The following is an 18774-nucleotide window of genomic DNA, read 5'->3' as shown; positions in this document are numbered from 1 at the left end:
TAGCCCAAGCGCGATTTCAAACACTTGAATGTCTTTCATAATGTCTCTACTATACCACTTCTGACAATTTCGAACTCATCCTTACCCACTCTAAATATTGAGGAACCATAAAACATATTAGTCAAGATAAACATAATTGGAAACAAAAGCTTGGCTTCGATCCCAAAGACCCCAAAGATTGGGATAAAATTACGGCTACTATAGCAACGGTTTTAGCAGTTGGAACGGAAAAGTCTTATGGATCAGTATGGATAAAAACGGTGAAAGTTTTTATATGGACATCTCAAGGGTTCGTAAGGGAATTTATAGAGGTTACATATAAAGTTGTAGATGGAATTTTAAGAATCTCTGATGCATGGGAGCGTAGGTGAGATGAAAAACCCAGTCTTTGCTGTAATTGACGGTTTATCGGAACTTGAAAATGATCTAAAATGGGAAGACGCTCGGGCCCTGTTGTATAGCCTGTGGGATCAAGATCGAGAAAGCATCGAACTGTTTCTCAGGTTATTTTCGGAATGTTGGTATTTGCTTTGTGAATGGGAAGTTGAAGAAGGGACAAAAGGCCTGTCGTGGGATGCCTTTCAGGATACGCTTATCGAATGCACGACGTATGGATTGGAACATTTCAATCAGGATATCCGCTTTTTATGGATGGGCGGATATATGATTTCGATGTTTCCTTACCTGTTTTATCGTGACGAACTTGACGAAGATAAGTCCGGGGCTCTGTATCTGAAATGGGAATCTAAAGGCAATGAAATGTCGGAGAAGGCAGCCAGACAAGAACCCAATAATTTGTTGGCAAAACTTCACTTTGTAGGATCATATCAGTTTGTAACTGCAAATGGCAATGATGAGTATCTGGAAACCAAGAAACAGTTAGTCCCGCTCCTTGGTAAGTATTTTCCTGGCGATACTATTATTGAGGAGTACTTTAGAGAGGTTTGTTCTTAATAGTTCTGGAAGCTTTTAAAGAGAATAAGATGGGGCAGCAGTTCTGGAAGCACCCCAGATGAAGCAGAGCCTCGTGGCCGTCGCTGTTGCACATTGAGATGGACAGCGGCGATGTTGACGCGACGACCAGCCACCCGTTCTATTGAACCATAGTCAAGAAAAAGGACACGAAAAACGAGCCAATCAAGATATGAGGGTGGTGTGTTTTTAACATGACCTCCTTTTTGTCCGGCAACAGATCGCCATTGGCGGAATGAGGCCACTTGGGGTTGTAAAAGCCATCGATGTACACAAATTCGGAACGCTTGAGTTCCCCCTGGTTGCGAAAACACCTTCGATTCAGCTCCTCTTTCCTGAAAAATCGAAGAAGGCCCCCACAACCGCTGAAATGGCACCGACTGCGGACGTCCCCGTTCGTGGTATGCGTATTCCAGTCCGCTGCACCACAGTACGCTTGTGACAATTCGAGGCGAGAGCCATCGATTTCTGGAGAAGCGGCGGTCGGGGGCATTGGGATAGGATGAAACATCCCAACGCGCCAAAGGGGTAACGGGACGATCGGGGAGCAATTTTTCCCATCGCCAAGGGGACCTCTCTTGGCACCGCTTGGCTACGTTATGCTCCTCGGTCAGCAAGGCAACTCAAAATGCCTCATGTGATGCCGGCCATAAATCTCCTCACGTCTTACGAGTCGAAAAACCGAGGCGGCCCTTCCAGGCCGCCTCCCGTGCCCCGTCCTACTTCCCGGTCCGCTTCATGGTCTCCTTCATCATCACGTCGTGGGCTCCGCCCTCCGCGATCGTGACGGACGAGACCAGGGTCAGCCGGGCCTTGTCCCGCATCTCGGGGATGGTCAGCGCGCCGCAGTTGCAGAACGTGGAGCGCACCTTGCTCAGCGTCTCGGCCACGTTGTCCCTCAGGCTGCCCGCGTAGGGCACGTAGGAGTCCACGCCCTCCTCGAACGACAGCTTCTGCTCCGCGGCGTCGCCCGTGTCGTAGCGCTGCCAGTTCCGTGCGCGCGACGACCCCTCGCCCCAGTACTCCTTGACGAAGTTCCCGTTCACCATCACCTTGTTGGTGGGGCTCTCGTCGAACCGCGCGAAGTACCGGCCCAGCATGCAGAAGTCGGCGCCCATCGCCAGGGCCAGCGTGATGTGGTAGTCCATCACGATGCCGCCGTCGGAGCAGACCGGCACGTAAATCCCCGTCTCCTCGAAGTAGGCGTCGCGCGCACGGGCCACCTCGATCACGGACGTGGCCTGCCCGCGCCCTATTCCCTTGGCCTCGCGCGTGATGCAGATGGACCCGCCGCCGATCCCCACCTTCACGAAGTCCGCCCCCGCGTCCGCCAGGAAGCGGAACCCGTCCGCGTCCACGACGTTCCCGCCCCCGACCCGCACCGCGTCCCCGTACCGCTCGCGGACCCAGGAGAGCGTGCGGCGCTGCCACTCCGTGAACCCCTCGGACGAGTCGATGCACAGCACGTCCGCTCCGGCATCCACCAGCGCGGGAACGCGCTCGGCGTAGTCGCGGGTGTTGATCCCCGCACCGACCACGTAGCGCTTGTGCGCGTCCAGCAGCTCCAGCGGGTTCTCCTTGTGCATCGCGTAGTCCTTGCGGAACACGAACGCCACCATGTTGCCCCGATCGTCCACCACCGGCAGGGCGTTCAGCTTGTGCTCCCAGAGCAGGTCGTTGGCCTCGCTGAGCGTCACCCCGTCGCGGGCGTAGACCAGCTTCTCGATGGGCGTCATGAAGTCCCGAACGGGCGTCTCCGGCATCATCCTGCTCTCGCGGTAGTCGCGGCTCGTGACGATGCCCAGAAGCCGGCCCGTCAGCGACCCGTCGTGCGTGACCGCGACGGTGGTGTGCCCCGTCCTCTCCCGAAGCCGCAGGATGTCGGCAAGCGTCTGGTCCGGGCCGATGGACGAGTCGTTGGCGACGAACCCCGCCTTGTAGCGCTTGACCCGCCTCACCATCTCGGCCTGGCGCTCGACGGTCTGAGAGCCGTAGATGAACGACACCCCGCCCTCCTTCGCCAGGGCGATCGCCAGCCGGTCGTCGGAGACCGACTGCATGATCGCGGAGGTCAGCGGGATGTTCATCTCCAGAGGAGGACGCTCCCCCCGCCGGAAGCGGCACAGCGGCGTCCGCAGGGAGACGTTCGCGGGGATGCACTCCGCCGAGGAATAGGAAGGGACCAGCAGGTACTCTGAAAACGTGTGCGAAGGTTCCTCGTAATAATAGGCCATTTTCTGCGATTCTCCTTACGGACGCGCACCGCCTCGCGCGGGTGCGCAAAACACCTCGCCCCGGATGCTTCGCCCCAGCGGAAAAAGGGCGGTCTCCGGGGCGGCCTTCGGGCCGGAACGGCACGCTCCTCAGGCGGCCGGGTCCGAGCCCTCCCCACCCTCCTTGCAAAAACACGAGGGCCGCGCACCGACGGGGACCTCCATGGGATAGTCCCCATCGAAACAAGCCCGGCAGAAGAGGCGCTTTCTCCCGCAGACCGTCGAAAGGGCCTCCTCGTCCAGGTACGTCAGCGAGTCCGCGCCCAGAAACTCCCGGATCTCCCCCTCGGACTTCCGCGCCGCGATCAGGTTCTCCCGGCAGGGCGTGTCGATCCCGAAATAGCAGGAGTAGCGGACCGGCGGCGAGGTGATGCAGACGTGCACCTCGCGCGCGCCGGCACCCCGGAGCTGACCCACGATGCGGCGGCAGGTCGTGCCCCGGACGATGGAGTCGTCGATCACGATCAGGCGCTTCCCCTCTATATTGTACCGGATCGGCGAGAGCTTGATGCGCACGGCGTCCTCCCGCATCGCGTCCGTGGGCTGGATGAAGGTCCGGCCGATGTACTTGTTCTTGATCAGCCCCTCGCCGTAGGGGATCCCCGACGCCTCGGCGTAGCCGATCGCCGCGGGGACCCCGGAGTCGGGCACGGCCATCACCATGTCCGCCCCGATCGGATTCCGCGCCGCGAGCAGGGCGCCGGCGCGGCGCCGGAAATCGTAGACGCTCACCCCGTCCACCACGCTGTCCGGACGCGCGAAGTAGATGAGCTCGAACACGCACAGGCTCTTGCGGCACCACTGCACCGGCTCGAGCGCGCGGAATCCTCCGGAGTCCACGATCACGATTTCGCCCGGCTCCACGTCCCGGACGAACTCGGCCCCCACCGCATCGAGCGCGCAGCTCTCCGACGCCAGCACCCAGCCGTCCTCGAGCCGGCCGACGCACAGCGGGTGCAGCCCGTGCGGGTCCCGAACCCCGATCAGCTTGTCCCCGGTCGTGAGGACCAGGACGTACGCCCCCTTCATCAGGCTCATCGCGTTGCGGATGCCCGCCTCGATGCCCCGGGTGTTCCCATGCTGGCAGATGAGGTTCAGGATGGACTCGGAGTCGGTGGTGGTCTGAAACAGGACCCCGGCGTCCGACAGGGTCTCCTGGATGCTGTCCGCGTTGACCAGGTTGCCGTTGTGCGCCAGCGCGATGTCCCCCATCCGGCTGCGCGCCACGAGCGGCTGGGCGTTGCGGGCGTCCGAACCGCCCGCGGTGGAGTACCGCACGTGGCCGATGGCGATGTTTCCCTCGAGCCCCGAGAGCGCGGCCCCGCGAAAGACCTCGCCCACCAGACCGAGCCCCTTGTACGGCTCGATGTGCCCGCCCCGGTTCACGGCGATCCCCGCGCTCTCCTGTCCCCGGTGCTGAAGCGCATAAAGTCCGTAATAGACCGCTCCCGACGCGTCCTTCTCCCGCCGATACACCCCGACGACGCCGCACTCCTCGTGCAGCGTGTCCTCCCAGAGACGGTCCATCCCGCTACCGGCTCACCCTCTCGAGCATCTCCCGGTAGACCTCCTCCACCTCGCCCAGGTCCCGGCGGAAGCGGTCCTTGTCCAGCTTCCGGTTCGTCTCGGCGTCCCAGAACCGGCAGGTGTCCGGCGAGATCTCGTCGGCCAGGACGATCCGCCCCTCGTACCGGCCCAGCTCGATCTTGAAATCGATCAGCCGGACGCCGATCCCGGAGAAGTAGTCCTTCAGAAGATCGTTGACCCGCAACGCCACGGCGCTCATCGTCCTCAGCTCCTCCTCGTCCGCCAGCCCCAGCGCCAGGATCTGAGAGTCGTTGATCATCGGGTCGCCCAGCGCGTCGTCCTTCAGGCAGAACTCCAGGGTGGGGCGCCTCAGCTCCATCCCCTCCTCCACGCCGAACCGCCTCGAGAAGGAGCCCGCCGCGACGTTGCGCACGATGACCTCCAGCGGGACGATCCGGACCGCCTTCACGACGGTCTCCCGATCGTTCAATTCCTCGACGAAATGCGTCTCCACCCCGTGCGACTCGAGCATGCGGAACAGGATGTTGCTCATCCGGTTGTTCACCACGCCCTTTCCGGCGACGGTGCCCTTCTTCTCCCCGTTGAACGCCGTGGCGTCGTCCTTGTACTCGATGACGAAGAATCGCTCGTCGTCCGTCCTGTAGACCTTCTTGGCCTTGCCCTCGTACAGCTGTGTCCCCTTCCGCATCCTCTATTCTCCTCTCAGGTGCTCCACGGCGGACTCGAACATCCCCATGTCGTAGACGCCCTCGACGTTCCGGTACAGGTACGGACCGACGCGCTCCGCGTGCCCCATTCGGCCGAACACGCGCCCGTCGGGCGAAAGCAGCCCCTCCACCGCCCAGTCGGACCCGTTGGGGTTGTGCCTTATGTCCATCGTCGGCCGGCCCTCCGGATCCACGTACTGCGTCGCCACCTGCCCGGACTCCGCCAGCCGCTTCAGCGGCTCCGGAGAACACACGAACCGCCCCTCCCCGTGGGAGATCGGAACCGTGTACACGTCCCCCACCCGGACGCGTCCCAGCCAGGGGGACCGGTTGGAGAGCACGCGGACCCGGACCATCCGGGACTGGTGGCGGCCGATCGCGTTGAGGGTCAGGGTCGGCGCCTCCCCGCCCGGACGCGCCAGCTCCTCGGGCTCCATGATGCGCCCGTACGGGAGGAGCCCCGTCCTGATCAGGGCCTGGAACCCGTTGCAGATCCCGCAGATCAGACCGACGCGCTCCTTCAGGAGCGCCTCCACCGCACCCCGCACCGCGGGGCTCCGCAGGAAGATGGCGATGAACTTTCCGGACCCGTCCGGCTCGTCGCCGTTCGAGAACCCGCCGGGAATCAGGAGGGCTTGAGATGCGCGGAGGCGCTCCGCAAACCGCTCCGTCGAGGCCCGCATCGCCTCCGGGGACAACGTGTTCACCAGCGTCACCTCGGCCCGCCCCCCGGCGCGCTCCACCGCCCGGGCGGTCTCGTACTCGCAGTTCGTCCCCGGGAAGACGGGGACCAGGAACCCGGGCCGAGCCGTCCCGACGGGAACGCGCGGAAGGGGTAGGGAGGGCTCGGGCGCCGCGATGCCGCAGTCCGGGATCCCGCCGCCGCAGGCCGGCTTCGAGGGGCAGCGCGTCGGGTAGACGCCCTCCAGGACCTCCTCGTACACCGACTCCAGAAGGTCCAGGCCGACGCGCTCCCCGCGCCACGAGAGCTCGGGGAGCTCCCGCGTGCGCCCCAGCTCGACGCGGTCCAAGCCGCCGCCGAGCTCCGCACCGTCCTCGAGCTCCAGCACGAACGAGCCGCGGTCCGCCCCGAAGAGCTCCGAGAGCGAGACGCCGTCGCCGAACGCGAAGCCCAGGCCGTTCCCGAGCGCCATCTTGAGCACCGCGGCGGCCGCGCCCCCGAACGTGGGCGTGAAGGCGGCCCGCACCGCCCCCGATCGGATCAGCCCCCCGACCCGCTCCAGAAGGCCGCGCATCGACTCCGGCTCGGGCAGCGCGCCACGATACCGGGGACGGAGCAGCACCACCCGCGAGCCCGGGCGCTTGAACTCCGGGGAGACGACACGCCTGGCGTCGGCCGTGGCCACGGCGAAGGAGACCAGGGTCGGAGGCACGTCCAGGTCCTCGAAGGAGCCGCTCATCGAGTCCTTGCCCCCGATCGACGCCACGCCCAGATCGAGCTGCGCGGACAGCGCACCGAGCAGCGCCGCCACCGGTTTTCCCCAGCGCCTCGGGTCGCGCCCCAGGCGCTCGAAATACTCCTGAAAGCTCAGATGGCACATGCCGAGGTCGGCCCCCACGGCGGCGAGCCGGCAGACGGACTCCACCACCGCAAGGTAGGCCCCGTCGAAGGGCGAGGCCGAGGACCGGAACGGATCGAAGCCCCAGGCCATGGCGGAGCAGGTCGTCGTCTCGCCCTCCGTCAGGGGGATCTTGGCGACCATCGCCTGGATGGGCGTCCGCTGTCGACGGCCCCCGAAGGGCATCAGGACTGTGTTGGCCCCGACCGTGGCGTCGAAGCGCTCGCACAGGCCCCGCTTGGAACACACGTTCAGGTCCTCCGCGACCGACCGGAGCCCCTCAACGAAGCCGGAGGGGACGGACGGCTCGTGGGCCCGAGGACACGGCACGAACGCCTCGGCGTGCCGTTCGGCCCCGTTGCTCCGGATGAAGGAGCGCGGCAGGTCGACGATACGCCGGCCGCGCCAGCGCAGGACGAGCCGGCCGTCCCCGGACACCCGCGCGACCACCGCCGCCCGCACCCCCTCTCCGGCCGCGAGGGCGACGGCGCGCTCCACGTCCGGCTCGGCCACGACGACGGCCATACGCTCCTGGGACTCGCTGATCGCGATCTCGATCCCGTCCAGGCCGGCGTATTTGAGCGGCACGGCATCCAGATCGACGTCGAGCCCGTCGGACAGCTCCCCGACGGCAACGGAAACGCCTCCGGCGCCGAAGTCGTTGCAGCGCCTGACGAGGCGCGAGAACTCCGGATTGCGGAAGAGGCGCTGGAGCCTCCGCTCTTCGGGCGCGTTGCCCCTCTGCACCTCGGCCCCACAAAGCTCGAGCGACTGCGCCGTGTGGGCCCGGGACGAACCCGTCGCGCCGCCGCACCCGTCCCGTCCCGTCCGCCCGCCGATCAGCAGCACGCGATCGCCCGGCTCCGGGCGCTCGTGCCGCACGTTCTCCTCGGGCACCGCCGCGATCACCGCGCCGATCTCCATGCGCTTGGCGGCGTAGCCGTCGTGGTAGATCTCGTCCACAAGCCCCGCAGGGACCCCGATCTGGTTGCCGTAGGCGCTGTAGCCCGCCGCGGCGCCCGTCGCGATCGTGCGCTGCGGCAGCTTTCCGGGCAGGGTCTCCCCGATGGGACGCCGGGGGTCCGACGCGCCGGTGACCCGCATGGCCTGGTACACGTAGCCACGGCCGGAGAGCGGGTCGCGGATCGCCCCGCCGATGCAGGTCGCGGCCCCGCCGAACGGCTCGATCTCGGTTGGGTGGTTGTGCGTCTCGTTCTTGAACAGCAGCAGCCACGGCCGAACCGTACCGTCGACGTCCACCGGGATCCTGACGGTACAGGCATTGACCTCCTCCGACTCGAACAGATGGGGCAGCGATCCGCGCGCGCCCAGCCAACGCGCCCCGATCGTCGCCATGTCCATCAGGGTCACGGGGCCCTCCCGGCCCAGATCGCGCCTCACGCCCAGGTAGCGCTCCCAGGCCGCACGTATGCGATCGTCCTCGATGACGACGGAATCGAGCTCCGTCAGAAACGTGGAGTGTCGGCAGTGGTCCGACCAGTACGTGTCCAGCACGCGGATCTCCGCCAGGGTGGGGTCCCGTCCCTCGGAGCGGAAGTGCTCGCGGCAGCACCTCAGGTCGTCCGCGGTCATGGACAGCCCGTACTCCGCGACGAGCGCCCCAAGCTCCGCGTCGCCGCACCCGCGGAAGTTCTCCAGCACGGGGACGTCCGCCGGCACGGGGTGCTCGGCGGCGAGCGTTGCGTACTCCTCCAGCTGCGCCTCGCGGCACTCGACCGGGTTCACCAGATGTTTTTTCACGGCCATGAAGTCCCGGTCGTCCAGCGCCCCGTACAAAAGATAGAGGCGCGCCGTCCGGACGGTCGGGCGCGTCCCCCCCGAGAGGAGCTCGAAACACTGCTCCGCCGCATCGGCACGCTGGTCGTACTGGCCGGGCAGGAACTCCACCGCCAGCACGCGCACGCCCTCCGGAACGCCATTGGGCAGGTAGTCCGTCTGCGGCTCGGCGAACACCGCGCGGCGGCACGCGCGCAGCGTCTCGTCGTCCGCGCCCTCCACGTCGTACCGGTTCAGAATCCGCACCCGCTCCAGCGACCGAACCCCGACGACATCCCGGAGCTCCGCACAAAGCGACTCGGCCTCCTGCTGAAACGGCGCTTTTCTCTCGACATACAGCCTATGAACCATGAATGCTCCCTCCCGCCATGCCGATATCGTTCCGGAAGCGCGCCCCCTCGAAATGGATCAGCCCGACGGCCGCATAGGCGCGAGCGCGCGCCTCCTCCGCCGTCGGAGCGACCGCCGTAACCGAGAGCACGCGGCCCCCCGCCGTCCTCAGGCGTCCGCCCTCCCGCCTCGTCCCGGCATGGTAGACGATCGTCTCGGGCGGCAGGCCCGCGCCCACATAAATCTCCATTCCGTCCCGGACGGGACCGGGGTACCCCGAGGAGGCCACGACCACGCAGCAGGACGCCCCATCCGCAAACCGGACGTCCGCCTCCGCCAGACGTTCCCCGGAAACGGCGAGCAGGATCTCGAACAGGTCGCTCTCCAGAAGCGGCAGCACCGCCTGGGCCTCCGGATCGCCGAACCGGCAGTTGTACTCGATCACCTTCGGCCCCTCCTCCGTCAGCATCAGTCCGAAATACAGGCATCCCCTGAACGGGCGCCCCTCGGCCCTCAGCGCCTCGACCGTGGGACGAAAGATCCGCTCCATGCAGGCGTCGGCGATCTCCGGGGCGTAGTACGGGTTCGGGGCCACGGCCCCCATCCCGCCCGTATTCGGCCCCGTGTCCCCGTCGAAGGCGCGCTTGTGGTCCATGGACGAGACCATCGGAACGATCGTGCGTCCGTCCGTGAAGGCCAGCACCGAGACCTCCGGCCCGCTCAGCCTCTCCTCGATGACGACCCGTTCGCCGCTCGCCCCGAAGACCCGGTCCCGCATGATGGAGACGATCGCCGCCCCGGCCTGGACCGCGTCCTCCGCCACCACGACGCCCTTTCCCCGCGCGAGCCCGTCGGCCTTCACCACCATCGGCCCCTTCGCCGACGCAGCGTATTCCAGGGCCCGGTCCACATCGTCGAAGACCTCGTACCGGGCCGTCGGAATCCCGTACCGGCGCATCAGGTCCTTGGCATAGGCCTTGCTGCCCTCGATGGCCGCAGCCCGGGCATTGGGGCCGAAACAACGCACGCCCACGGCCTCCAGGCGGTCGACCAGCCCCATCACCAGAGGGTCGTCCGGCGCCACCACGGCGAAGTCGATCGAGCGCTCCGCCGCAAAGGCCACGATCGAATCGAGGTCCGTCGCGGGTATCGGCACGCACTCGGCCAGATCCGCGATGCCCCCGTTGCCCGGAAGCACGCAGAGGCTCCCGATCCGCGGGCTGCGGACCAGCTTCTCCACGATGGCGTGCTCTCGTCCGCCCCCTCCTACGACCATGACGTTCATCACGCGCTCCTCCTCAAGCAGGCGACCCGCTCGGATGCTGCGTCGACGCAAACGGGGCTCGCTTTGGCCGCCTCGCAAACCTTCGGTTCGACATGATCTTCTATAACACTCAGTGATGGAACAACCGTTGTCCGGTCATCACCATCGCGATCCCGTGCCGGTCGCACGCCTCGACGACGTCGGCATCGCGGATCGAGCCGCCCGGCTGCGCTATGGCCGTGACGCCGCTCCGCCGCGCGCGCTCCACGTTGTCCGGGAAGGGGAAGAAGGCGTCGCTCGCGAGCGAGACGCCGGTCGCGCCGTCCAGCCAGGCGCGCCGCTCCCCGGGCGTCAACGGCTCCGGGCGCCGCACGAAGCAGCGCGGCCAGAGCCCCTCGCCCAGGACGTCCTCCGGCGTGGAGGAGAGGTAGACGTCGATCGCGTTGTCCCGGTCCGGCCGGCCCAGATCGGGACGGAACGGCAGGTCCAGCACCCTGGGGTGTCCTCTCAGAAGCCGGATGTCCGCCTTGTCCCCCGCCAGGCGGGTGCAGTGCACGCGCGACTGCTGCCCCGCGCCGACCCCCAGGGTCTGGCCGCCCTGCGCGTAGCACACGGAGTTGGACTGCGTGTACTTGAGCACGATCAGCGCCAGGGTCAGGTCGCGGCGCGCGGACTCGGGAATGGTTTTGCACCGCGTCACCGGCCTGTCGAAGACCGAGGGATCGACCGACGCGTCGTTGCGCCGCTGCTCGAACGTGACCCCGAACACCTGCCGCCGCTCCGTCGGTCCGGGCTCCCAGTCCGGGTCGATCCTCACGATGGCGTAGCCCCCGCCCCGCTTGCCCCCGAGGATCGCCAGAGCCTCCTCGGAGTAGCCGGGCGCGACGATCCCGTCCGACACCTCGCGGCGGATCACCGCCGCCGTCGTCGCATCGCACGGGTCGCTGAGCGCGACCCAGTCCCCGAACGAGGACATGCGGTCCGTCCCCCGCGCCCGAACGTAGGCGCAGGCCAGCGGGGAGTCCTCCAGACCCGGAAGGTCAGCAAAGAACAATCGCTTCTCCCCCTCGCTTAGGGGATATCCCAGCGCCGCGCCCGCGGGGCTGACGTGCTTGAACGAGGCCGCCGCGGGCAGCGAGAGCGTGCGGCGCAGCTCCCGCACGAGCTGCCAGCCGTTCAGGGCGTCCAGAAAGTTGATGTAGCCCGGCCGGCCGTTCAGCACCTCGAAGGGAAGCCTCCCCTCCGTCACGAAGAGCCGCGCCGGGGCCTGATTGGGATTGCATCCATACTTGAGCTCCAGCTCCTTCAACGTCCTACCCCTCCCGTCCCGTGCCTGTCGAAAAGCCGGTCCTCGTACCCGGAGCCCTCCGCCGCGTAACGGCGGACGTAGAGCGCCACGCGGTTCTCGGCGTCGAGCGCGGCCCAGAGCCCCTGGGCGAAGGCATCGAGGTCCGAGCCGATCCGCACTTCGCGGGGCTCGCCCCCGAAGCTCGGCAGGGGGTCTCCGTCGCCGGCATAGGTGTGGATGAGGTGCCCGAGGCCGGGAACCGCCCGATATTCGAAGAACTGCCGGAGGCAGCCTCCCTCTGCCCCCGCCTTGAGGATGCTCAGCCGGTACGAAAAGCCCCCCGCCCCGTCGAAGGTCAGCAGGCCGCTGACGCGCGGCGTGAGGTGCGGCGCGTCGGGCTCGTGGCTGCGGGTCCTCAGGGCCGCCTCGAAGCCGCCGCCGGCGCTCAGGAACTCATGGATCGTCTCCGTCTGGTCGCCGTTCGACACGACGACGTGCTCCCCGCAGACGCGCAGGGGCGCGTAGAGGATCAACGAGGGGTCCGCCACCCGCCCCGGGTCCAGGAGCCGGATCACGAGGTCGTCCCCCGACCGCTCGAAGACCCGGGCGCGGCTCGGCGCACTCCGCCCCATGATGAAGTAGGCCAGGACGGCGCCCCCGTCCGGAGCCGAGCCCAGGACGATGCCGCGGCCCGGGTATCGGTTGCCGCCCAGAAACGCCGCAGGGCTGCTGACGGGATCAGGGGACTCCGTCCCCCATACCCCCTGGCAGGGGAACTCGTCCCCCTGCACCCCCATTGACCTTTCTCGGGGGGGGGCAACGCCCTCCCTCGAGAAAGGTAGAAGGGGTTCCGAGGGGGCTTGCTCCCTCGGCGGGGTCTCAGGGGCAGAGCCCCTGAGGCTCCCGCAGAGCCTTTCGACCGCCTCGGGCAGCAGGCGCCATTCGGCCTGCTCCATCACCCGGCGCTGCAGCGCCTCCGGCGTGTCGTCCGGCAGGACCTCCACCGCCCGCTGCATCAGGATGGGGCCTCCGTCGGGCGTCTCGTCCACCAGGTGCACCGTCGCGCCGGTCACCTTGACGCCCGCGGCGAGGGCCGCCCGGTGCACGCGAAGCCCGTAGAACCCGCGCCCGCAGAAGGACGGGATCAGCGAGGGATGAACGTTCAGGATCCGCCCCCGGTAACGCGCCACGAAGTCCGCGCCCAAAATCCGCAAAAACCCCGCCAGCACCACGACATCGATCCGCTCCCGCTCCAAGAGCGCCAGCAGGCGCCGCTCGAACGCAGCCGCGTCCGGGAACCCCCGGGGCTCCACGGCCTCGGCCCTCACTCCACGGGCACGGGCCCGCTCCAGGGCATGGGCGTCGGGCCTGTCGGAGAGCACCAGCACGACCCGCCCGCTCTGCAGTCGTCCCGCGTCCTGCGCGTCCAGGAGCGCCCGGAGGTTCGTCCCCCCGCCCGAGGCCAGCACGGCGACCCGCGCGCTCAGCACAGGACGACCCCCTCCGTCCCGGGGACGGCCGCACCGATCGGGTACGCCTCCGCCCCGTTCTCCCGCAGCGCCCGCAGGGCCGCGTCCACGTCGTCCGGGGCGACCGCCGCGGTCATGCCCACCCCCATGTTGAAGACGCGGAACATCGAGTCCTCGTCCAGGTCCCCCTCGCGCCTCAGCAGGTCGAAGATGGGGGGAACCCGCAGGGCGGCCCGTTCGATCCGGGCCGACAGCCCCACAGGCAGGCTGCGCGGGATGTTCTCGTGGAAACCTCCGCCCGTGATGTGGGCCAGGGAGCGGACCGGCACCGCCTCCAGCAGGGCGGCGACGGGGCGGGCGTAGATGCGGGTGGGGGTGAGCAGCGCCTCCCCCAGCGTCGTCCCCAGCTCCGCGATGCGGGCATTCAGGTCCCGCCGTTCGACGCCGAACACCTTGCGGACGAGCGAGAACCCGTTGGAGTGCAGGCCGGAGGACGGAAGGGCGATCAGGACGTCGCCCGCCCGCACCCGCTCGCGGCCCGGCATCGCGGAACGTTCGGCGACCCCGACCGCGAACCCGGCCAGATCGTACTCGTCCGGGGCGTAGAAGCCCGGCATCTCCGCGGTCTCGCCGCCGATCAGCGCGCAGCCGGCCCGGACGCAGCCCTCGGCCACCCCCGAGACGATCTCCGCCACCCGCTCCGGGACGTTCCGACCCAGGGCAATGTAGTCCAGAAAAAACAGCGGCCGGGCGCCGCTGCACAGGATGTCGTTCACACACATGGCCACGCAGTCGATGCCGACGGTATCGTTCCGGCCCGTCAGAAAGGCGAGCTTCAGCTTGGTCCCGACCCCGTCCGTCCCGCTGACCAGCACCGGCTCGCGGAGGCCGGACGGAAGCGCGAAGGCGCCGCCGAAGCCGCCGGGCTCCGAGAGCACCCCCGGCGTGCGGGTGCGCGCGATCGAGCCCGCCATGAGCCGGACCGCCTCGTACCCCGCCTCGACGTCCACACCGGAACGCGCATAATCCTCGCGTCCGGCCATTATCGCGTCTCCTCCAGGCGTTCGTGCAGGGCGGCGTCCTTCCGGGCGACCTCCCGTGCCGTCGCCGCGGCGTGCTCCTCGAGGGCCGCGGCCAGCTCCCGATCCTCCACCGCCAGGATCCGGGCCGCAAGCCACGCCGCGTTGGCCGCCCCGTCGATCGCCACCGCCGCGACGGGCACGCCCGACGGCATCTGGACGGTCGAGAGCAGCGCGTCCAGCCCGCCCAGGTCCGGGGACCCGACCGGAACTCCGATCACGGGAAGCCGTGTATGCGCGGCGACCGCGCCCGCGAGATGCGCCGCCTTGCCCGCCAGGGCGACGACCGCCCCGAAACCCTCGTCCCTCGCCCCGCGCGCGAACGAGGCCACGGCCTCGGGCGTCCGGTGGGCGGACATCACGCGCGCCTCGAAGGGAACGCCCAGCGAGCGCAGCACCTCAAACGCCCTCTCCGCCACCGGCAGGTCGCTGTCGCTTCCCAGGATTACGGCAACTTTTTTCATGATCGGCTCCTTACGTTCATATCTTCTTGCGCATCAGCGTGTGGCGGACGATCCCGTCGGCATGGTGCTGGCGGGCGTACAGGATCGGACGGCCCGCGACGTCGTAGTCCACCTCGTCCATGTAGAGCAGCGGCGCCCCCCGCTCCACCTTCAGCAGCTCCGCAACGCGGCCCTCCGCGACCGTCGCCCGGATCTCCGTCAGGTCCATGCAGGGCTCGACCCCGCAATACATCTTCAGAAAATGAAAGATGGGCCGTTCCAGCTCCTCCGGCCCCGGGAGCCCGCCCCGGAGCAGGTCGGCGGGGATATAGTCCTCACAATAGATCGCCGGACGCCCGTCCGCCGTCACCAGCCGCGCGTTCAGCAGGACCTCGGCGCCGGCGTCCAGCCTCAGGCGCTCCGCCACGCCGGCATCGGCCGCGCGGCGCTCCGTCGCAAGAAGCGAAACGCCCGGCCGATAGCCCGAGCGCTCGATCATCTCCAGGAACTCGACCTCCAGGTCCATGCGCACCGCCAGAGCCAAAACGTGACGGTTGATGACCGTCCCCACGCCGTGACGGCGGCTGACGAACCCCTCCCGCTCGAGCTGCGCCAGGACGTCCCGAAGCTGGGTTCGGCTGATGCCCAGCCGCTCGGCCAAAGCGTTCTCGCTGGGCAGGCGCTCCGCATGGCGAAACATCCCCTCGCGCATCTCGTGCAGCAGCTTCGATTGCAGCGTAACCTCGATCTTGCCGAACATCCTTTTCCCTCCGAACAAATAGGTAATACCTTTAAGGTAATACCTCCTGAACTATAAACGATTTCCGGAGAATTGTAAAGCGCGCGCCAAGGCCACCGTAAAGCGGATGCCGTGAAGGAAACGACGGGAAAAACCACCCTCCAAAGAGGGGCCAAGGTAGTTGCGTTGGACGGAGGCTTCTGGGATGATTGACTCAACATATTTTCTCCACAATATATAGGAGAGGGCCGGCAAAAAATTTCGCAGGTCTGCGGACGGCACGGCGGCCCTCACGGCCTGGCACTCGCGCGAAACGGCGATCACCGTTATTCTGCATTCCAACACAAGAAGGAGGATTCATTCCATGGCTTACACGGAGACGACGTACAGAAGCTGGGGGAGCCGCATGGGCGGCGCGTTCAAGGGGATACTGACGGGCCTCGTCATGATCGCGCTGGGCACGATCCTGCTCTATTGGAACGAGGGGCGCACAGTCAAGACCGGCGGGGCCATCAACGAGGCCCGCAGCGTCGCGGTCGGGGCAGGCGACATCTCGAAACCGGACCCCGCCCTGGAGGGCAAGGTGGTCTACGCGACCGGCCGGGCGGACACCCAGGACGTACTGGAGGACCCCATCTTCGGCGCGCAGGCGAAGGCCATCAACATTGCCCGCAAGGTGGAGTACTATCAGTGGACGGAGCACTCCAAACAGGAGAAGCGCAAAAAACTGGGCGGAGGCGAGGAGACCGTCACGACCTACACCTACACCAGGGAGTGGGTCAACAGCCCGGTCGACTCCAACAGCTTCAGGGATGCGGAATACCAGATGCGCAACAAGGTTCTGGCACAGTACACGAACGAGACGCTCTACGCTCCCCGAGTCACCTTCGGGGCCTACAAACTGCCGGATTTCCTGAAACGCGCCATCGGCGGGGCCGTCCCCCTGGACATCCAGCCGGACGACGAAAAGAAAAAGGAGCTCTTCGAGGGGCTCGCGACAGGCTACAAGCCGGTGGAAAGCATACCGGTTCCGGCCGAAACGCTCTCTCCGGACATGGTCTCCGCCGACACTGCGGCCAGCGTGGTTCAGGAGCGGCCTCAGGACCGGTACGTCCACGCTCAGGGCAACGTTCTCTATCTCGGGAAAAACCCCGGCTCGCCGGAGGTCGGCGATGTCCGCGTCACCTTCACTCAGGTTCCTCCCGCCGACGTCTCCATCATCGCCCAGGTGGCCGGGGACACGTTCGAGGAGTTCACGGCCTCCAACGGATACACCTTCAGCCGCCTGAACATGGGCACGGCGAGCATGGAGAAGATGTTCGCCGGGGCGGAGAGCGAGAACACCACCATGGGCTGGATCCTGCGCGTCGTGGGGACCCTGGTCGTCGTCGCCGGCCTTGGCGCCGTGCTGCGTCCTCTGTCCGTCATCGCGGACGTGATTCCCATCGTCGGGACCATCGTCGGAGCGGGTACGGGGATCGTGGCCTTTCTGCTGGGAGTGGCGTGGTCGCTGCTGGTCATCGCCGTCGCCTGGATTCGGTTCCGCCCCCTTCTGGCGGGCTCGCTGCTTGGCGCGGCCGTGGTCCTCATGGGGCTTCTGTACATGAAGGGGCGCAAGAACAGGGCGGCAAGGACGTAAAAGCACCTGGATCGGGCAAGCCTCCGTCGCTCTGCAGCGGGCCATTCCGGCCACTGCCCCAGGAACATGATGAAAGGCTGTGGGAATATGAAACGAGCTCTGTCAAGTTTTTGCATCTGTATCATCCTGCTGTTCCCGACCCAGGCATCGTCTGCGGCGGCCGTGGACCCAGGGGCGCTGAGCCGGGAGATCGCCCGCGCCGCCTATTTTGTGGATTTGTTCGAGCAGGAGGTGGCGAACCTCAGGGGCAGCACGTCGGCCCGCTACATCAACAAGACCGAGGCGGCCAACCGAGTGAGGACCCTCCACGAGCGCCATCCCGACGACCCGCGGGTGCAGGAGCTCTTCGCCCGGATGCGGGAGGCCATGATGAAGACCCAGGGGGACCACGTCACGATCACGCCCGAGATGCTGGCCTACCGGGAGCAGGAGAAGACCCTGCAGGCCAAGCTGGGCGCGCTGGCCGACAAAAGGTGGGCCGAGCTCCTCGCGGAGGCGGAGGTGAAGGCCAAGGAGGCCGTCCGTATCCGCAAGGAGGAGGACGAGCGGCTGAGGGAGCGGGTCGCCACGCTGAAGGAGGCGGGAGACAAGCAGCCCGAGTCCAGAGAAAAGGGCCCCTCCGTCTCGGAGCAGGAGGTAAAGAAATTTTTCGACGAGCTCGAGGAGCAACACTCCCGGGAAGTGGCCCGACGGCGCGACGGCGTGGCCGAGAGGCTCTACGACTCCGTCATCACAAACCCCTTCCCGATTCCCGACTGGAGCTACGTGGGCCTGCAGGAGCTGGAGGGCGCCTTCGTGGTGCTCCAGGACGTGCGCTTCCCCGAGAACCAGTTTCTGGGGGGCGCGGGCGAGTTTATCTTTGTGGGCAAGCCCTCCACGGGCTACTGGTTCGTCAGGATCGACGGACGGGAGTGGCTGGGCCCCTGGGAGGCCATGAAGCGGTGCCGCCGCGAGGCGGTCGGGGCGCTCGAGGACGTGAAGAGCTGGACGGTTCTGGGCCGGATCACCGCCATTCTGCACGAGGTTCCCCAGGCCGAGGAGAAGAAGACGATGGCCAGCCAGGTGGGCTGGGAGGTCACCCCTGTTGCCCTTCATGTCCCGGGTCTGCTCACGGCATGGTACGACCCGAACAACGAGAAGAACGGTCTTTTCGCCGGCGAGAACGACCTGAAGAGCATCCGGGAGAGCACATACAGCATCAAGGCTCTGCCCGCGAACGCCACCCCGCTCCAGGTGATGGAGACCTTCGTCGCGGCCATCAAGGAGAAGAACAGGGAGCTCTACATGGCCTGCGTCAATCCGGAGCTGTACAAGACGAACGTCGGGTACGATCTGGTGGCCAACTACCACTGGGATCTGCATCAGGGGCGTTTCCGAAGGGAGTATGTGGCCGTCACCTTCGGCGAGCCCCGGTTCGCGACCGCCAAGGGCTTCGACGCGGGAGACAAGGACATGGACTACTTCCTGAGCGACGAGCAGAAGAACACGGCCCGCCAGATAGGCGGCACGCAGGTGGAGTACGCCTACATCGAATGCAAGGCCTGGGACGAGAACGGACGTCAATACGGCTCCCCCAAGGAGTATCAGCTCATACGGGTGGGCGGAGGCCCGTGGCTGGTAGAGAGCTACAATATTCCTTTCTGAGG

General features: G+C 66.6%; 14 protein-coding genes. 4 read left to right on the top strand and 10 right to left on the bottom strand.

Annotated features, from left to right (window positions below):
- Positions 1–107 precede the first annotated feature (107 nt).
- Together EII26_RS13675 and EII26_RS05475 are read left to right on the top strand one after the other, a co-directional pair.
- Complete coding sequence (locus tag EII26_RS13675) at positions 108–371, top strand: polymorphic toxin type 35 domain-containing protein (RefSeq protein ID WP_446718751.1); 264 nt, start codon at positions 108–110, stop codon at positions 369–371.
- Position 372: 1 nt separating this feature from the next.
- Entirely contained in the window at positions 373–954 is a 582-nt protein-coding gene (locus EII26_RS05475; protein WP_124888140.1) for a hypothetical protein, read from the top strand.
- Between the two features lie 737 nt (positions 955–1691).
- On the opposite strand, the gene EII26_RS05470 is transcribed toward EII26_RS05475, so the two are convergent.
- The 10 genes from EII26_RS05470 to EII26_RS05420 all read right to left on the bottom strand — a co-directional run bounded on the left by EII26_RS05470 (position 1692) and on the right by EII26_RS05420 (position 15510).
- Positions 1692–3206, bottom strand: coding sequence for an IMP dehydrogenase (locus tag EII26_RS05470; RefSeq protein WP_124888139.1), 1515 nt, complete (start codon positions 3204–3206; stop codon positions 1692–1694).
- A gap of 129 nt (positions 3207–3335) precedes the next feature.
- Positions 3336–4772 (bottom strand): amidophosphoribosyltransferase, encoded by a 1437-nt coding sequence (purF, locus tag EII26_RS05465; protein WP_124888138.1) that lies wholly within the window; start codon positions 4770–4772, stop codon positions 3336–3338.
- A gap of 4 nt (positions 4773–4776) precedes the next feature.
- Positions 4777–5481 carry a phosphoribosylaminoimidazolesuccinocarboxamide synthase gene (purC, locus tag EII26_RS05460; RefSeq protein WP_124888137.1) on the bottom strand — a complete coding sequence of 235 codons (705 nt, stop codon included), beginning with the start codon at positions 5479–5481 and terminating at the stop codon, positions 4777–4779.
- Between the two features lie 3 nt (positions 5482–5484).
- Positions 5485–9228, bottom strand: coding sequence for a phosphoribosylformylglycinamidine synthase (locus tag EII26_RS05455; protein ID WP_124888136.1), 3744 nt, complete (start codon positions 9226–9228; stop codon positions 5485–5487).
- Positions 9218–10492 carry a phosphoribosylamine--glycine ligase gene (purD, locus tag EII26_RS05450; protein WP_124888135.1) on the bottom strand — a complete coding sequence of 425 codons (1275 nt, stop codon included), beginning with the start codon at positions 10490–10492 and terminating at the stop codon, positions 9218–9220. Before purD ends, EII26_RS05455 begins: the two co-directional genes overlap by 11 nt.
- Before the next feature lie 109 nt (positions 10493–10601).
- A complete protein-coding gene (locus tag EII26_RS05445; RefSeq protein WP_124888134.1) occupies positions 10602–11780 on the bottom strand; it encodes a phosphoribosylaminoimidazolecarboxamide formyltransferase in 1179 nt (392 codons plus the stop codon).
- Positions 11777–13249 (bottom strand): phosphoribosylglycinamide formyltransferase, encoded by a 1473-nt coding sequence (gene purN / locus EII26_RS13270; protein ID WP_199735082.1) that lies wholly within the window; start codon positions 13247–13249, stop codon positions 11777–11779. The genes EII26_RS05445 and purN overlap by 4 nt, the downstream gene beginning before the upstream one ends.
- Positions 13243–14271, bottom strand: a complete 1029-nt coding sequence (gene purM, locus EII26_RS05430; RefSeq protein WP_124888133.1) for a phosphoribosylformylglycinamidine cyclo-ligase — start codon at positions 14269–14271, stop codon at positions 13243–13245. Before purM ends, purN begins: the two co-directional genes overlap by 7 nt.
- Entirely contained in the window at positions 14271–14771 is a 501-nt protein-coding gene (gene purE, locus EII26_RS05425; RefSeq protein ID WP_124888132.1) for a 5-(carboxyamino)imidazole ribonucleotide mutase, read from the bottom strand. The genes purM and purE overlap by 1 nt, the downstream gene beginning before the upstream one ends.
- Positions 14772–14787: 16 nt before the next feature.
- Positions 14788–15510 (bottom strand): GntR family transcriptional regulator, encoded by a 723-nt coding sequence (locus EII26_RS05420; protein WP_124888131.1) that lies wholly within the window; start codon positions 15508–15510, stop codon positions 14788–14790.
- Positions 15511–15853: 343 nt separating this feature from the next.
- On the opposite strand from EII26_RS05420, the gene EII26_RS05415 reads away from it, so the two are divergent.
- The gene (locus EII26_RS05415) at positions 15854–17128 is read left to right on the top strand and encodes a TMEM43 family protein (RefSeq protein ID WP_124888130.1); all 1275 of its coding nucleotides are present in this window, start codon (positions 15854–15856) and stop codon (positions 17126–17128) included.
- 87 nt (positions 17129–17215) lie between these two features.
- Positions 17216–18772: a hypothetical protein gene (locus EII26_RS05410; RefSeq protein ID WP_124888129.1), complete on the top strand. Its 1557-nt coding sequence runs from the start codon at positions 17216–17218 to the stop codon at positions 18770–18772.
- Positions 18773–18774: the final 2 nt, after the last annotated feature.

Origin of the sequence: Fretibacterium sp. OH1220_COT-178 (assembly GCF_003860125.1) — a bacterium.
Classification (GTDB): Bacteria; Synergistota; Synergistia; order Synergistales; family Aminobacteriaceae; genus CAJPSE01.
Note: the sequence above shows the minus strand (reverse complement) of the source record. Positions and strands in the feature narration are given on the sequence as shown.

Bases quoted from the DNA above. Each gene is read 5' to 3' on its own strand.
- EII26_RS05475 (WP_124888140.1), top strand. From the start codon at position 373: ATGAAAAACCCAGTCTTTGCTGTAATTGACGGTTTATCGGAACTTGAA.
- EII26_RS05470 (WP_124888139.1), bottom strand. From the start codon at position 3,206: ATGGCCTATTATTACGAGGAACCTTCGCACACGTTTTCAGAGTACCTG.
- purF (WP_124888138.1), bottom strand. From the start codon at position 4,772: ATGGACCGTCTCTGGGAGGACACGCTGCACGAGGAGTGCGGCGTCGTC.
- purC (WP_124888137.1), bottom strand. From the start codon at position 5,481: ATGCGGAAGGGGACACAGCTGTACGAGGGCAAGGCCAAGAAGGTCTAC.
- EII26_RS05455 (WP_124888136.1), bottom strand. From the start codon at position 9,228: ATGGTTCATAGGCTGTATGTCGAGAGAAAAGCGCCGTTTCAGCAGGAG.
- purD (WP_124888135.1), bottom strand. From the start codon at position 10,492: ATGAACGTCATGGTCGTAGGAGGGGGCGGACGAGAGCACGCCATCGTG.
- purM (WP_124888133.1), bottom strand. From the start codon at position 14,271: ATGGCCGGACGCGAGGATTATGCGCGTTCCGGTGTGGACGTCGAGGCG.
- purE (WP_124888132.1), bottom strand. From the start codon at position 14,771: ATGAAAAAAGTTGCCGTAATCCTGGGAAGCGACAGCGACCTGCCGGTG.
- EII26_RS05420 (WP_124888131.1), bottom strand. From the start codon at position 15,510: ATGTTCGGCAAGATCGAGGTTACGCTGCAATCGAAGCTGCTGCACGAG.
- EII26_RS05415 (WP_124888130.1), top strand. From the start codon at position 15,854: ATGGCTTACACGGAGACGACGTACAGAAGCTGGGGGAGCCGCATGGGC.
- EII26_RS05410 (WP_124888129.1), top strand. From the start codon at position 17,216: ATGAAACGAGCTCTGTCAAGTTTTTGCATCTGTATCATCCTGCTGTTC.